Source organism: Pseudomonas sp. BF-B-26, assembly GCF_019956495.1.
Lineage (GTDB): Bacteria > Pseudomonadota > Gammaproteobacteria > Pseudomonadales > Pseudomonadaceae > Aquipseudomonas.
This window is the reverse complement of record NZ_JAHBDP010000057.1, coordinates 85730-100032: the sequence shown is the minus strand read 5'-3', so window position 1 is coordinate 100032 and position 14303 is coordinate 85730. Positions and strand designations below refer to the sequence as shown.

The 14303-nt window shown below is 44.2% G+C and carries 17 protein-coding genes; 8 read left to right on the top strand and 9 right to left on the bottom strand.

The genetic code is table 11. The features are described from left to right. Window positions 1–197: 197 nt before the first annotated feature. Window positions 198–566 (top strand): hypothetical protein, encoded by a 369-nt coding sequence (locus KGB03_RS06815; protein ID WP_164484835.1) that lies wholly within the window; start codon window positions 198–200, stop codon window positions 564–566. Window positions 567–605: 39 nt separating this feature from the next. On the opposite strand, the gene KGB03_RS06810 is transcribed toward KGB03_RS06815, so the two are convergent. After that, entirely contained in the window at window positions 606–1376 is a 771-nt protein-coding gene (locus tag KGB03_RS06810; protein ID WP_124356277.1) for a hypothetical protein, read from the bottom strand. A 98-nt stretch (window positions 1377–1474) separates the two neighbouring features. On the opposite strand from KGB03_RS06810, the gene KGB03_RS06805 reads away from it, so the two are divergent. From KGB03_RS06805 to KGB03_RS06795, 3 genes are all read left to right on the top strand, one after another. Continuing rightward, window positions 1475–1744: a hypothetical protein gene (locus KGB03_RS06805; protein WP_223526639.1), complete on the top strand. Its 270-nt coding sequence runs from the start codon at window positions 1475–1477 to the stop codon at window positions 1742–1744. Beyond that, on the top strand, window positions 1741–1920 hold the full coding sequence (locus tag KGB03_RS06800) for a hypothetical protein (RefSeq protein WP_223526638.1): 180 nt from the start codon (window positions 1741–1743) through the stop codon (window positions 1918–1920). Before KGB03_RS06805 ends, KGB03_RS06800 begins: the two co-directional genes overlap by 4 nt. Before the next feature lie 83 nt (window positions 1921–2003). Then, entirely contained in the window at window positions 2004–2309 is a 306-nt protein-coding gene (locus KGB03_RS06795) for a hypothetical protein (RefSeq protein ID WP_115487633.1), read from the top strand. Window positions 2310–2367: 58 nt separating this feature from the next. Here KGB03_RS06795 and KGB03_RS06790 read toward each other — a convergent pair whose 3' ends face one another. The 3 genes from KGB03_RS06790 to KGB03_RS06780 are packed head-to-tail and all read right to left on the bottom strand — an operon-like array spanning window position 2368 to window position 3833. Continuing rightward, window positions 2368–2910 carry a hypothetical protein gene (locus KGB03_RS06790; RefSeq protein ID WP_223526637.1) on the bottom strand — a complete coding sequence of 181 codons (543 nt, stop codon included), beginning with the start codon at window positions 2908–2910 and terminating at the stop codon, window positions 2368–2370. A gap of 15 nt (window positions 2911–2925) precedes the next feature. Then, a complete protein-coding gene (locus KGB03_RS06785; protein WP_223526636.1) occupies window positions 2926–3462 on the bottom strand; it encodes a hypothetical protein in 537 nt (178 codons plus the stop codon). Continuing rightward, the gene (locus KGB03_RS06780; RefSeq protein WP_008438373.1) at window positions 3459–3833 is read right to left on the bottom strand and encodes a hypothetical protein; all 375 of its coding nucleotides are present in this window, start codon (window positions 3831–3833) and stop codon (window positions 3459–3461) included. The genes KGB03_RS06785 and KGB03_RS06780 overlap by 4 nt, the downstream gene beginning before the upstream one ends. Window positions 3834–4011: 178 nt before the next feature. Between KGB03_RS06780 and KGB03_RS06775 the strand changes: the two genes are divergently transcribed. Beyond that, window positions 4012–4332, top strand: a complete 321-nt coding sequence (locus tag KGB03_RS06775; protein WP_411739985.1) for a helix-turn-helix domain-containing protein — start codon at window positions 4012–4014, stop codon at window positions 4330–4332. Between the two features lie 47 nt (window positions 4333–4379). Here the strand turns inward: KGB03_RS06775 and KGB03_RS06770 are convergent, their stop codons facing one another. Continuing rightward, entirely contained in the window at window positions 4380–4571 is a 192-nt protein-coding gene (locus KGB03_RS06770) for a hypothetical protein (protein WP_057021746.1), read from the bottom strand. A 429-nt stretch (window positions 4572–5000) separates the two neighbouring features. Between KGB03_RS06770 and KGB03_RS06765 the strand changes: the two genes are divergently transcribed. Then, window positions 5001–5336 carry a hypothetical protein gene (locus KGB03_RS06765; RefSeq protein ID WP_032899769.1) on the top strand — a complete coding sequence of 112 codons (336 nt, stop codon included), beginning with the start codon at window positions 5001–5003 and terminating at the stop codon, window positions 5334–5336. A gap of 247 nt (window positions 5337–5583) precedes the next feature. Beyond that, a complete protein-coding gene (locus KGB03_RS06760; protein WP_219022204.1) occupies window positions 5584–6054 on the top strand; it encodes a GNAT family N-acetyltransferase in 471 nt (156 codons plus the stop codon). A 51-nt stretch (window positions 6055–6105) separates the two neighbouring features. Here KGB03_RS06760 and KGB03_RS06755 read toward each other — a convergent pair whose 3' ends face one another. Beyond that, window positions 6106–6765, bottom strand: coding sequence for a hypothetical protein (locus KGB03_RS06755; RefSeq protein ID WP_223526634.1), 660 nt, complete (start codon window positions 6763–6765; stop codon window positions 6106–6108). Between the two features lie 491 nt (window positions 6766–7256). On the opposite strand from KGB03_RS06755, the gene KGB03_RS06750 reads away from it, so the two are divergent. After that, a complete protein-coding gene (locus KGB03_RS06750) occupies window positions 7257–10022 on the top strand; it encodes a TrlF family AAA-like ATPase (RefSeq protein ID WP_223526633.1) in 2766 nt (921 codons plus the stop codon). Between the two features lie 35 nt (window positions 10023–10057). Here the strand turns inward: KGB03_RS06750 and KGB03_RS06745 are convergent, their stop codons facing one another. From KGB03_RS06745 to KGB03_RS06735, 3 genes are read right to left on the bottom strand one after another with little or no spacing between them, the layout of a single operon-like run. Then, the gene (locus KGB03_RS06745; protein ID WP_223526632.1) at window positions 10058–12283 is read right to left on the bottom strand and encodes a hypothetical protein; all 2226 of its coding nucleotides are present in this window, start codon (window positions 12281–12283) and stop codon (window positions 10058–10060) included. Next, window positions 12280–13080, bottom strand: coding sequence for a hypothetical protein (locus KGB03_RS06740; protein ID WP_223526631.1), 801 nt, complete (start codon window positions 13078–13080; stop codon window positions 12280–12282). Before KGB03_RS06740 ends, KGB03_RS06745 begins: the two co-directional genes overlap by 4 nt. Window positions 13081–13090: 10 nt before the next feature. Next, window positions 13091–13525, bottom strand: coding sequence for a hypothetical protein (locus KGB03_RS06735; RefSeq protein WP_008438352.1), 435 nt, complete (start codon window positions 13523–13525; stop codon window positions 13091–13093). Between the last annotated feature and the right edge of the window lie 778 nt (window positions 13526–14303).

The following is a 14303-nucleotide window of genomic DNA, read 5'->3' as shown; positions in this document are numbered from 1 at the left end:
CAGCACCAGCACCAGCACCAGCACCAGCACCAGCACCAGCACCAGCACCAGCACCAGCACCAGCACCAGCACCAGCACCAGCACCAGCACCAGCACCAGCACCAGCACCAGCACCAGCACCAGCACCCATCGTAGCGCCTGCAGTAGCCTCTGTTGAGCCTTCGCAAGGCATCGGGGATGATGAGTGGCCTGTCGTTGTGCCTGACGTGATTGTGCCCCTTGGTGTGAGCGAATCGTATGAGCCTGTGGGGCACGTCCAGGTTGAAGAGGATGTAAACCTGGATGTATGCATAGCAACGCCACCGGCTGCGCCTGTGGAACAGAAAGGCGGGACTTTGAGCGATTACAAGCGCTGGGCTCTTGAGTACAAGAAAGAAGAAGAAGCGCTTTTGCGTGATGCTTTTAAAACAGCACAGATTTTAGTCAGTTACGATTTTGACCCTACGGCAACAGAATTCGATTATTTAGAGAATGTGCTGAAAATGGCTTTTATCAAACGGGGAGTCTACAACGAATGTAGACATGAAATCTCAAGGCGTCTGTTCGACCAATTCATAAGTGAGTGATAAGCTTAAAAATAATAAAGGCCCCATATGGGGCTTTTTTTACACCTGAAGCCCTAGCTTGGTCATAGTCCCTTGAACTATGACAATGGTGTGAACTAAATCGACTATTAATGTAGAAGCGCAGAGTTGTCCCATAACGCCTATAAAGCTACGTTGTCCTGAACCCGTGGAAATTTTATGAAGGGCAAATAAAGCATTCACGAAAAATAGAAAGCCCACCATCTGTAAACCGGATATTACATTTTTAAGATTCCCTTCTAGCTCTCCTGAATGTTGCGAATCAATCATTGATTTCACCTTATCAAAGGTTGGTCCTGATATTTGACTGCTTGCAACACTCCAGCACATATCCTTATTTTTACCGATTTTCCAATCTTCAAATGCATCTTCATTGGTTATATAGCAAGCCCCTTTAGATTCTGAGTTGAAGGTTTTAACGACAGAATCCACGGTAGAAGTGATGTTGAGCATTAAAACACCAATGATCAAACCGAAAATCATCTTGTTCTTAACTTCGTGTTTGCCCTGTGCGCCTACTTCAGTGTAAAGAACCATATTTTTAAAGGCTATGACTATAAATATTAGTCCTCCAAATACACTGATTGTTTTTGTTAGCCAGATTATTATTGAAATTAAATATTGATATTCGTCCTCGTTGGAATTATCCATCACTGCGTCATAGTCATCGTCGTTGTCATCTGTTCCTACAAAACTGCTTGTTCGATCTGATGCTGTTTGGCCTGTTATTGGCTCTGCAAAGCTATTGGGGATTGTTGTAAGTGAAATGGCGACGATTGCTAAAAGAATCATTAGCCATCTTTTTATTGTTTTCATTGTTTAAGAAGGTTTGTTTCTCAAATTATACCATTTTTAAAATGCTATAATAAATACAAACAAACAAGCCAAAAATGAAAAAGGAAATAACTGTCGATGATGTAAATGCGCTAAATGCTTTTAGTCTTGAGGTCGAAGGTGATCAGCTAAAGAGACTGTCGATCCTGGTGAAAGCCAGAATCAAGGGGGATAAGTTTTTAAGCTTTACTAAGAAAATGCAGAAGATAACAAAAATCAAAGTGATGAATTTCAGAACGCCTATATTTATCTCTTTCAGTGAGTCAGCAGTTTCTGCGCTCCATGACTTAAGTCTTGAGCTTATCAGTATGGAGGCTGTTAAATGAAAATAGGGAAAAAGAAGCCATTTAATTATTACGATGATGATTTAGAGCCGATTAAACATAAAAAAACAAATGATGAGATTGACGAATGTTTGAGTCTGGATCTGAATATCCAGCTTGAGCGGAAAAAGCATCAAGATTTTAGAGAGAATTGGAAACCTATTAATACAGACCTTTGAGTCTGTTTTTTTTATTTTTGCTTAATGGTAAATTTGGTTGAAGTGAAATGCTATAATTCGCTTAACAACAAACTTTACTAAAAATGAATACATATGAAACGATTGCTTTAGAGCTGGAAGATAAGAAAGATAATGACTACGTTAAGGCTGTGAGGCTTCACAATCAAGAAGCCAAAAGAAGACGATTAGCAGAGGAATTGGCTAGATATGACTTGGTTGTTGAAGCTGACAGATTAGCTAATCTATATTTCCACAATTTTGAAGATGAATTTGCTCAAAGCCTTCCATCTACCAAGGACGCTTACCTTTTTGCAGTAGGTAAACTGTCTAAAATGAATTTAACACCCGATGAGAAGAAAATCATCAGGTTGAAAATCATCGGTGGATAAGGCTTAATCTCGTTGCTTTTTAGAAGGCAGTAGCTTTGTTCTACTGCCTTTTTTGTTCTTAAAAAATCCTGTCTTTGTATTTTTCTGTGAGTGGTATATCTCGTTTGATTTCGTTGACCTGTTGGAGCGGTGTTGTGCTTCCGTTTTTGTTGATTATATAAAGCTTGTTTTCTGAATCCATACCTAAATCGAATTCGTAAGGTCTTTCATCGTCTCTATCCATTTTTACTATTTTGATTGCATTATTGTATTTACTGGGTGTGAACGTACTTACTTGAGTTCGCCCTGGTGTACCGTCCACAAATAACTGCACCTTAATAAAGCGCACGCCCTTCATGTCTGAAGGGTTGCCCGTGTACTGAATATCACCTTCTGCATAGCGAGTAATGGTATATGCGTATTCGGTTTTTTGTTGGTCGAACTTTATGTATTTAGATTTGCCGACTTGATCTATTACTTTGTTACCAAAGCCCTGAATATCCGCGCTGACTTGGTTTTCATTGTAGCTATCGTTTTTCGAAAAGCTGGTGTCAGCTTGTACGACTGTGGCTGTTGAAAACAGCATAGCTGTAAATACGAGACTGCTGATTTGTTTGATCATGGTATGAAATTCCATTTAGAAAGCGTAAGGGCTTTTTTTGTCTTTTCTTGAAATGTACTTCTTAATTGTATCGACCTGCTCTAGGTGGGTCGTAGACGTAGGGTCGTCGATTAAGAACAACCGTTTGTCTTCATCCATTCCAAGGTCGAACTCGTAAGGGCGATCATCATTACGGTCCATTTTTACAATGCGGATCGCATTATTATATTTGCTAGGTGTAAAAGTACTGACCTGTTTTGGAAGCTCAAAACCGTCTTTGAAAGCTCTCACATTAATAAAAATGACACCATTTAGGTCTTTAGCATTTCCCGTGTATTGCACATCGTTTGAACCAAGACGTTCAATGATGTAGGCATATTCAGTTCCTTGTAAATCGAATTTTAGATACTTTGATTTTCCTGCCTGATCTAAAATCTGATTGCCGAAACCTTGTATGTCTGCACTCACCTGTTCCACCCGATAGCTTTCATTCTTCGAAAAGCTAGGGGCAGCATGAACAAGCGTGGCAGTAGAGAAAATCAAAGCTGAAAGCATTAGGTCAGTGATTTTCATTTAACGATTCCTCGCACCAGCATCGTTATTGAAATCACCGCAATGATGAAGATTGTCCATCCGAACACTCGGTCTCTTTGTTCTTGTGTGAATTTGTTGACGAATTTGGTGAGCGCGTACAAACCCCAAATCATCGGGAGAAGAAGGACGTACCCCAGGCCACTCTCAAAGCCCTGCGCACCCGCAAATACAAGGACGCAGACGACAAGGTAGATAATCTGGACAAGGTTGCCTTTCAGGCTGACTTCTTTCTGAAAGGTCTCACGCATTTCCTTGCCGTGGGCTTTGTCACGCTCGTTGGCCTGAAAATGGGTTTCGTGCTTCTGGCCGTCATACGACAACCATTTATCATTCTCATCGCGATCTGCCATTCCCTGAATCCTCAACCATATCGAACGTAGCGCCCCTGACAGACGGCATGGTGGCCGTCTGATACCTAAAGCGGAGTCTACGCCAGCCATCGTATTCTTAGCAAAAAATCCGATGGCACAGAGCGTTTGTAGACAAGGATTTTTACTGTGAAGTGCTTGTTTGAAATATGTGAACAGGCTGAAAACTGTGGTGCTTGCAAAAGCGATTAAGAAATACCGCCTAGGGAAGGGAATCACACAAGCGGAGCTAGCCAATCGGTCAGGGTTCGACCCCAAGACGATCAGTCGATTTGAAACGGGCGAGTACGTCCCAACCGTGGAGGCTGTGTACAAATTTGCTGAAATTTTAGGTGTGCCAGTTAAGGATTTTTTTGCGGATTTGGATGGCGAGATTGAGCAGAGGGCGTTTCTTTTTGAAGTTATCCACAACGCTGATGCTGATGAGCTTCGGAGGCTGGTTGCGTTGGTAGGGAAAGCTCGTAAGGCGCCGAAGCCCTAGAGTGTTCCTGGGCAGTGTTTTATAAGCCAGCCTTCACCCTCTCTGGATCACCTTTCTAATTTGTCTTCAACCTCTTGGAAGGAGCGAGCTATCTCCAGCAGCTCGCTTGCTGCTTGCTCATCGCCAGTTGCCTTCATACGGTCAGCTACTGCCACCAGATCAACGCCAGCCCACTTGAGGGTGGCTGCAGCTTCTTTAAGATCGTCGCGCAATGCTTGTTTGGGCTTCGTGAGGGGCATGGTGCTATCCGTAGATTTCAGTTCCTGGTGAGTAGACCAAGGGAGAATGAGGATCTCAAGAATCCACCCTGATCAATTGCGTTTGTCGCTACGAAGCTAGTGAGGAAGAACGGGCACGTTGCGTGCTATGGATGGCAGTGTTACTGAACGCATCCTGGCTATTCGATGTATCGATGGCTTGCATGAGACCGTGGGCCTGATTGCTGAGTAAAGCGAAGCCCCGAATTCGCCATACCTCCGGGGCTTCTGTTCTCACCACATCCCTCAATGTCAGCGAGCGTAGCGCGACGGTAGCAAAATGACCTGCGGGTGCCAACCCTCGCCGCGTTTCTGTAGGAAGCCTTGTAGGATATGCATAAGTGGTACTCCTTCGGGTAAAGTGTCGCCGCCCGATAATTGGATCCGGGCTCTACACCATGGAGTTTTTACGTGAAGTCTTTTAGCAAAATCATCGTTTCTGCAGCATGTGGTTTGGTTCTCGCGGGTTGCACTGGCACCGCCATGAAAACCCAACAGTACGACAGCAGCCAATATACTGTCGTTGGCCATAGTGAGGCGAGCGCCACTGGCCTGATGCTCTTCGGTCTGATCCCTATTCGTCAAAACGACCGTTTTGTTCGCGCACAGAGTTCCGCTATTCAGGCAAAAGGTGGCGATGCACTGATCAATACCCAAGTGCAGGAAAAATGGTTTTGGGCTTGGGTTCTGAACGGCTACACCACCACCGTATCTGGTGACGTGATCAAGCTGAAAACAGCCAAATAAGCAGCGTTCGGTTTCAGAGAGCCCGGTTCGCCGGGCTTTTCTTTTACTGGAGGTTGAAATGTGTGGTGCAGGATAAGGGGGGAGTATGGCTTATAGACTCGTACTATCCGATTTCTGCAGACAGATGTCTGCTAGAGCACGAATGGAGTATACAGGTGATGGCTAATTGCTACTTTAGTTCAAAAGCATTATCCTTGAACATGTAGGAACACTTCAGTAGTCACATTCATCAATAGGGATATATGGCATGAATAATTCTCTCCAAATTAAATGCTTTGAAGAAACTGAGCGTCCTGCAGCTTACCGTCAAGCGGAGGAGCTTTTTAAAAGCGGTGGGCAATCGCCTTTTTTGGAGGTTGGCTATTACTCGGGTATTGAAAACGAGCCATTACATTTATATTTAGATGATAAGCTAGTTGGAGTCGCGACCCTTCTACTTATGGGGGCGGGTGCGGAGCTTCACAAATTGTATGTTCATCCCGATTATAGGGGGCAGGGAGTTGGACGAAATGCCGCTAGAGCTTCAATAGACTATTTGTTTGAAAAGTATGATGTCGAGGATGTTAGCGTCAGCATCCTGGGTGATTCCGCTAAGTTCTGGTGGGATATCGTACAGTCTTATGGCGAGCGAGCGGTCTACACGGATTCTAACTGTTATGTCGTCAAAGATGGCGTGACTGCCAAAGATATTTATCCTTATCTTTTCGATAATAAGTAGCAGATTGTGGGTGATTGCACCCACAACTTTTCATATTATTTACCTACTGCATCAACGCGGCAGTGCCGTTGACGAACAGGCCGTCACTTGGGGATAAATCAGGCAAACCAGCGTCGATTTATGCTTTGGCTCAAAGCCGTGATCAATCATGCAGCGTTGCGCTTTGGCTGTGTCACCAATACTTGCAACGTCGAGATTTGACCCCAGCGGTTTGGCATAGCCGCAAGCGTACATCACAGGCAAAGCTTCACTATCATTCTCTATCTGGACTGAGAAATGCGGTGATGCTCCCTCCTTCCGCCAAGTGACTTGCATCCGTTCATCCCTGCCAGAATTCGGCTTGATAGGGTGAAATGCTTCGTCCTCCACAAATGGCAAAGCCTCGAGCTGGGACAGGCTTAGAGGATGTCCCTGCCTTTCCTCGACGCAGGCGGGCATGTCTTTCATTACTTCACAGTATTCAAAACCGTCTTTGCGAATGAAGCCATTACGCTTCATACACTGGAATTGCAGCACCTGTTCGTTGATTGGCAAATCCGTTATCGAAGTGCCTACCGGGTCGCCACATTCTGTCATTGCGGCTTTGACACCCTCAACAGAGGTAGAAGGGCGTTTCCACTGCGTAAATTCAGGTGATGGCGGGCAGCCGGTCAGTAAAAGCGCCGTCGCGATTAGGGCGGGGAAGGTAATGATGTGAGCTTTGCGGAACATGTTAATCCTTTAGGTACGTCAGGCTCCCCAACTGCTTCGATCCTTGGGAGCCTCCATTGACGATGATCATGACAGAAACCGAAAGAGCCTGGCAGTGCTGGAAAGGGTGAAGAGTCCATTATGCCTTCCTCGGTTTACTAGACGGTCGTATAGGGGTTCTATGCTTACCAGATGCTAAAAAATCTGGCTGATCCGGCTTTTCCAGCCTTGTGACCGTTGGAACTGAATGCATAGCCAGGGATGGTTCTGACCTTGCGGAGCAAGTGCCGGCGCATAGGTGTCGCTGTCCTTTACGGTAGGTCCGTTAAGAGAATCTGCGCACTCACGAGCCATCTGCCTCTACCTTAAGGCCGTCACCTCAAGCAGTCCCTGAAGGGCATCCGTTAGGCTGATAGTAGGCTTTCGCCATTACGGGTAAGCTCATAGCTCTCATGGCTGCAACCTGAACCTAGGAGGCAGTACCCGTTTGGCGTGCATAAGGATGAAGGTTGATGGTTCAGGTAGGAGCAAGATGGTGGAAACTCGACTTTCATACGCATACGCCAGCCTCGATGGACTATGGGCGCCATGAGCCTCATCTTCGCAACACCGTGACGCCGAGGGAGTGGTTATCATCGTTTGTCGATCAGGGGATAGAGTGTGTAGCGGTTACGGATCACAACACGGCTTCTTGGGTTGACCGTCTTCAAGTAGAAGCAGCAGTAATGAGGGAAGAGGGAAAGATTATTCATGTCTTTCCTGGTGTGGAAATTACAGCCAACGGTAATATCCATATTCTTGCTATTTTCGACCCTTCAAAATCATCTGAAATTGTCATGGCTGCTGTTGGAGCCGCGAAATTCAGAGGCGAGTACGGCAATAGTGATGCAGTGGCTGGTGAAAGCGCTGAAAATATTGTCGATGAAATCACCAAATTAGGTGGTATTGCAATTCCAGCTCATATCGATATGAAGGCTGGAATGTGTCAAATTCAGTCAAGCCATACCATCAAGCAGATCTGCCATAAGTCTTCTGCTGTAGAAGTCATTTTTCCAGAAGGCGGGCGTGGTCCAGAACATGATGAATGTTTAAGGCGGTACAAAGCCCTGGAGTTGGGTTTGGCCGAGGTCATAGGATCTGACGCGCACCGTCCAGATGAGGTGGGTAGAGCCTATACCTGGGTCAAGATGTCTAGCCCTACTATTGATGGTGTAAGGTTGGCGTTGGTTGATGGTGCTTCCTCAATCAAACGATCAAACACGGTTACAGGCAATCCAAATGCTGTTTCAAGTAATGTGATTCATTCTATATCTATTGATAAAGCAAAATATTGTGGTAGAGGTAAACCATTAGAAATTGTCTTTAACCCTTGGCTCAATTCTATCATCGGCGGGCGTGGTAGCGGAAAGTCATCTATCCTAGAATTCATCAGACTTGCATTAGGTCGGGATAAAGATTTACTAGATATACCTGGCCGTAATGAGGTTAAAGAAACCTTTACACGCTTTGCACAAAAGTCAGCAGATCGTGATGCCGATGGTGTTCTGCTCGATGAAACCTGTATCAGTTGTGTTATTCAGAAAGAGGGTGCTTATTACCTTCTGAAATGGGTTTCCAACGTTCCTAACGTGGCTATATTCAAGTGGGATGGTCAGGAGTGGAAAGCAGAACATGGTGATGCGCGAAGCAGGTTTCCGGTAAAAATATTTAGCCAAAAGCAAATATATGATATAGCAAGAAATCCGAGTGCTTTGATAAGAATCATTGATGAAACTGACGTTGTTGATTTGTTCGGTTGGAAAATGGCTTGGACAGAGAAAGAAAATAAATTCTTATCTCTCTGCGGACAGAGAAGGGTTCTCCAAGGTCAGATGGCTAACAAAAATGTTCTTGAAGGTCAGCTATCAGATGTAATTCAGAAGATTAATGTTATCGAGTCATCAGGACATGCCCAGGTATTGTCCGATTTTAATGATGCAATGAAAAAACATACAGCCATTGTAGATTTCAAAGAGTCATATTCAAATTTGGGAGAAAAGCTGTCAGAGCAAATGCGTACTGCTGATCAGCTTAAATTCAATAGTACAGTTTTTGCGGCTACGAACGAAATTGATGTTGAGGTGCTTCAACGTGTTGGTGCAATGAATCAGGCTTATTTGCAAATTAAAAGCCAGATTAATGCCCTTATTGCTGGCTTGAATAGTAGTCTTGATGAATTCAGTCAATGGCAGGCAACAAGTGCTTTTGGTAAGCAGCAAGATTCATCGTTTAGCCAATATGCATCTCTTGTCGCAACCCTCACTCAGAATGGGGTGGATAATCCCGATCAATATCAACAGCTCGTTGAAACCAAAAATGGCATTGAAAAGAAGCTTGCCGAGATAGAAGATTTTGAATCACAAGAGCGCTTAATGGCGGCTGAAATTAATTTGATTTATGCCGATTTAATCGAGTTGAGAAAATCACTTACGAATATGCGCAGAGATTTCGTTCGTCAGCATTTATCGAATAACCCCTCTATTAGTTTGTCTATAGAGCCTTTGTGTAATATAGATGATATGGAAGAATCTTTCCGGGAAGTCATTGGTCGTCCTGATGGTGCTTTTGCTAGTGACATACTTGATAAGGAAAAACAGACAGGATTCTTGTATTTCCTTTGGTTAGCTCTAATTGCTGAACATAATAATAACCCAGCAGTGCCAAACGATCTCACTCAGAATTTTACCTGTGTTCATGATTTTAAAAGCCAATTGTTTAAGTATGGAACGGGTCAAATCATGGGCATGCCCATCGGTAAACGGTTTTCAGATTTGTTGAGCCAATTGCAACCGCAAATTTTTGACAGACTTAACCTGTGGTTTCCAGATGATCGACTCGTTGTTAAATTTAACGATGGGAAAAGACTGAAAGATATTTCTCAGGGATCTGCTGGTCAGAAAGCGGCTACGGTACTCTCCTTCCTATTGTCCTATGGGAATGAGCCTCTGATTTTGGATCAACCTGAAGACGACCTTGATAACGGCTTAATTTCCTCGTTGATTGTCTCAAAGCTGCAGGAAAATAAGTCGAGAAGGCAAGTGATAGTAGTCACTCATAATCCCAATATTGTCGTCAACGGTGACTCTGAATTCGTTGTAGCTCTCCAAGACAAAGGTAGTATTGAGGTGGCTGCATCAGGCGGCCTTCAAGAGCCAGACGTTAGGCGTGAGGTATGCGAAATCATGGAGGGTGGTAAGCAAGCCCTAGAACAGCGATACCGCAGGATGATCGCTGTCTGACTTGGGCTTTACGGCCATTGTCATTGTGGTGGGGATTACATCTTGCCGGGCTGTACCGAATGGCGTCTAGGAACTGTTGGCTTACCCGTACCTGCAGATCCTGGCTGAACTGGCTTGTCCTGCTCTGATGCTGCTGGAGGCGTGACAATCCCTGGCTTCTGATCTTGCGCAGCAATTGCCGGCACATGTACTGGTGGTTTTGCCGGTGGTGCGTCCTCCAGGGTTATCCCAGCTCGTATAAGGATGCTGTCCAGCTCGTGGGCCGTTAGCTGCTCATCCTTGCGTAGATCGTCAATGACACGCTTCTTCACTGCCTTCGGCAGATCGTTCAGGTGCTGGACGTATGTGAAGTCTTGGAGGACTATCCCCTTGTGTATGCCATACAGGAAGCCATAAAGCTTCGGTCGAGCATCGACCTCACGATCCATTCTGTTGTTGGTCTGGATGAACACCTTCTTCGATTTGCCGGTTGGGTTTGTGGTTCTCATGGCTACCGCGTCCTTCACCCTCTGACGGTTAGCTACCACGAGCTTCTTGTACTCTTTGTCCATCATCGAATCGGCTTCTCTGACCAGCTCCGGTGAAGGGGTGTAGTCCAGAAGCGTTGTCCCGCAGATACGTGATGCAAGGTAGAGATTCGCTTGCGTCCTCGGGTTCGGCTCCCCTGTGCAGCGGATCTTGGAGTGGCCTCTGGCAACGTGGATACTCATAGTGATGAGAGCTGAATTCAGGTCAGTTTGGTAAGTCTCTACGGCATTCCCAACGATTGTGCATACGTCTCTTTGGTTGAATTTCGACACAACGGTGTTCCCCACGATCATCTGCTTTGTGATGGATGGGCCGTATCTACTGTTCTCGTTGAACCGTGTGATGAAATCCTGAAGGCTTTCAGTGTTGTCTATGAACCTGAATTTGATCTTCTTCTTCCTGCCGTCCCCAATGGAGATTGAGCCGTTCGCCGTGGCTTCTGTGACCTGCTTTTGGATGTTCTGTTTCTTGATCATCTGGTAGAGACTGTTGATAGATTCGACTTCTTCCATGTCAATCTTCATTTGGCTATCTATGACGACCCCGGATTTTTTGGCAGAGATTTTGAAGTCGAATTCGTCCAGGTAGATGGACCAGCCGCTGACTTTACGTTCGCCACTTTTGTTTTTGCTGATATTTGGCACAAGCCTCGCGCCTAGCTCTTGGTACAGTTTTTTGTTCAGCTCTTCAACCCCATCGCTCATGTCGGTGGCGTTTATTAGCGCCACTGCTTTTGAGACGATCAGGGACACATCTGTTTTCGTTTGATTGGCTTTGTATTTGTAAGCCGCATGCAACTCGAGCACACCCTTGGTATGAGCAGGAAGGGTGTCTATAGAAAGGAAGTCATCACCATAATCCTTGTGTTTTATCTTGATGTGTTGTTTCCCTTTGAGATAATCATCCACCACTTCAAAACCACTGTCCTGGAGGGCTTGTGTGAATTGTGGATAAGAGAAATTCTGCCCGATGAATTTCGAGGTGATTGACTCAATTCTATTTACTAGCTCAACGTCCTTACCGAAAACTTCCCCCGTGTTTGGGTTGGTCAACACGTCAATCGTTTTAGCACGGTCCTCATGCTCCATCTGTAAAAGAAAAGGATACACCTCTTCGAGGCGGAATTTTACGTCCCTCATTTTTTTGATTATGCCGCTGTGTTTTTTTCCGATATAAAAGGATTGTTTATATCCATCCAATCTACGTGTTGACATGTAAACGTGGGCATGTGGGTTTCCATCTTTCAAATGCACTACGATTTTGTATTTAAACGCGATATCCTTTTTTGAATTCGATAGTTCAAGGAGAGTTTCTTTTGCACAGCTTATCAAGAATTTGGCTTTCTCTTCATCTGTCTTGAAATGAGCAACCTCTTCATCTTTGCAGGCTACGATGAACGGAAAAATATTAGATCTATGGTCAAAGAATTCTGCTGCGCAAGCTGCGGCGTATAGGGCTGTATATTTTTCGTAATCTTTGTCTGATTTGAGTAAGCCAAGCTCCCTCATCTTGCTTGGAGTCTCCATGGAAACATCAAGATTGGTTTCCGAGAATTGAACCCCTTTGTGAGTATCTATCCCTAACTCTGAGAGCTTCGGAAGGTAAAGGTAAGCGATGGCATCCTTTATCCTAACTCGTCCCTTAATTTCCAAACTAAGTGTTTCAAGATTGTCTATTTTAGAGTTGGCGGTTACGCTCGCAAATTTTCGTTTTAGTGGTGGTCCTATTATCATTTATTTTCTCGTATTCTTATCGTTTTATTATTCCTATATTTCATGTGTAAAAGCTCCAACGCTTTTGATGCTTCAAGCATTGTGCGAACCAACAATCCTTTGTAGTCCTTTCCGATTTTCACAAGCTCATTCACGTCTCTGACGCGTCGATTCAGAAGGTCGTAAATGCGCTTTCTTTCGACGAAGAAGGGGTGCTTTGAGCTAACCCCAATCTTGAATATCTTGGCTTCTTCGATTGCCCTCACAATCTGAGTAAATGGATCGTCATCGTGTTTAAAAAACCAGTATGGTTCGTCCTCCAGCAGCGCAGATAGGCGCGTTTCGCTCTCCCTATAAAGCTCGGCGCTGCGTAAGAATTTGCGTTTGGCTACGGCCTCTACACCAGTGGTTTGTTCCACGTATTCGACGTGGACATACGTGAATTTTTCACTGAGCTGGTTCACCTTGACGTGATGCTTCAGAAGCATCGTAAGCACGTTGGGGAGCTTGACCGTCTTGGCTTGTTTAGATGTGTACTGCTGGCCAGCACAGAGGTTGAAAAGCTGCTGGATGTTGCTCTGATTCCTGTTGAACGTGTCCTTCAACGCCGCAACGCTTTTCTGATCTTTCAGAGGAATGTAAATGTCTTTATCCCTGTGGAGATTGGTCAAGAAAAGGCTCACGCCTTTACGATACTTGGCGACGATCTCAATCTCATTCACGACCTCTGGAAGCCGGGTGTAGCCACAGGCAAATACAAGGTTTTGCAAGTCGGCTTTAAACCGTTCAGAACACCTAAATCTAAGATACGTTTTCATAAATCAACCCTCACTGCTGATGAGGGTAATTATTATTTTGAGGTTGAAGTTTTGTTTTGAAAGCTTCTTTTAGTTTGGCGGTGTCTCGGATGTTAGTAAGGTTCTTCATTTCTTCTACAAAATCTAAAGCCTCAATTACTAATATTGAATATTCCAACTCGGAAATTTCTGAGGATATTTTACTTCTCGCATCGACCTTTGATTTTTTTGACGCTTCATTCTTTTTAATAGATTTTGTTAAGTCATTATAGGTTTTTCTTGCGGTAGATTTCGCGCTGTCGCTGGCCGATACCTTGTTTAATATTTCGTTGGCCTTGTCTCGTTTAGATCGAATAGTATTTTCTTGATCTTCGAATTTTTTTATCTCAGCAGCTAGCCTGTCAAAAGCAGCCTGCTTAGTTTTAATCTTTGCTTTTAGGTCTATAATCTTTTCGGAAATATTCATTTTTAATGTTGTTTGCTTGTACCTATTATAACATTTTTTATTTCGCAAATTGTTCGATTGGATTTCATTTGGAAAAGGTATATGGCGACGGCGCTGGCTATGGTGAAAATGATCAGTTCGTCTAAGTTCTGATGCGCGGTGTATGCGAGAACAAGCATGATTGTTGTAAAGCTGAAATTCAGTTTTAGAAAATCTGAAAAGTCGTTCCCGTAGGTCAATGCCCTTTGCTTAACCTTGCTCGAAAGATAGATCTGTTTGTACTCATAAATAGCGTTGTCGATTTCTATTTTTGAGGTGTTCAGTCTCGCTAAATTCATTGCCTGTGGAGTGTAATCTTCTGCCTTGCTTCGCACTGATTTGAACAGAGCTTTCCTGAATTTCGTGGGTTGAGTACGCTCGATTTCTTTAAGGCATAACCGCATGCTGTCTTCTACAGAGTTTCTATGGTCTAGGAGAATTTTGTATATTTCACCTTGCTTTAATTTTCGAGCTATCTTGAGAAATCGGAAATAGGTTTTTAGGTGTTTGTATATCATCGTGTTATCAGGTTGTTGTTCTCAGATTATAGCATTTGGGTAGCGCTCAATTTTCTATAAGATACCATTTTGGTGCTTTCACTTTTTTAATGATTCAAACCTGTTTTTCGATAACACTGATTCACTGAAAGCTTTATAAAATGCGGTATCCAAACAAGCGGAGCGCGATAGATTGTTGAAATGGACTTGTCCATTACCAACCTGACCTTGCCTGCTCTAAAAAATGCTTAAAAATAGCTTTA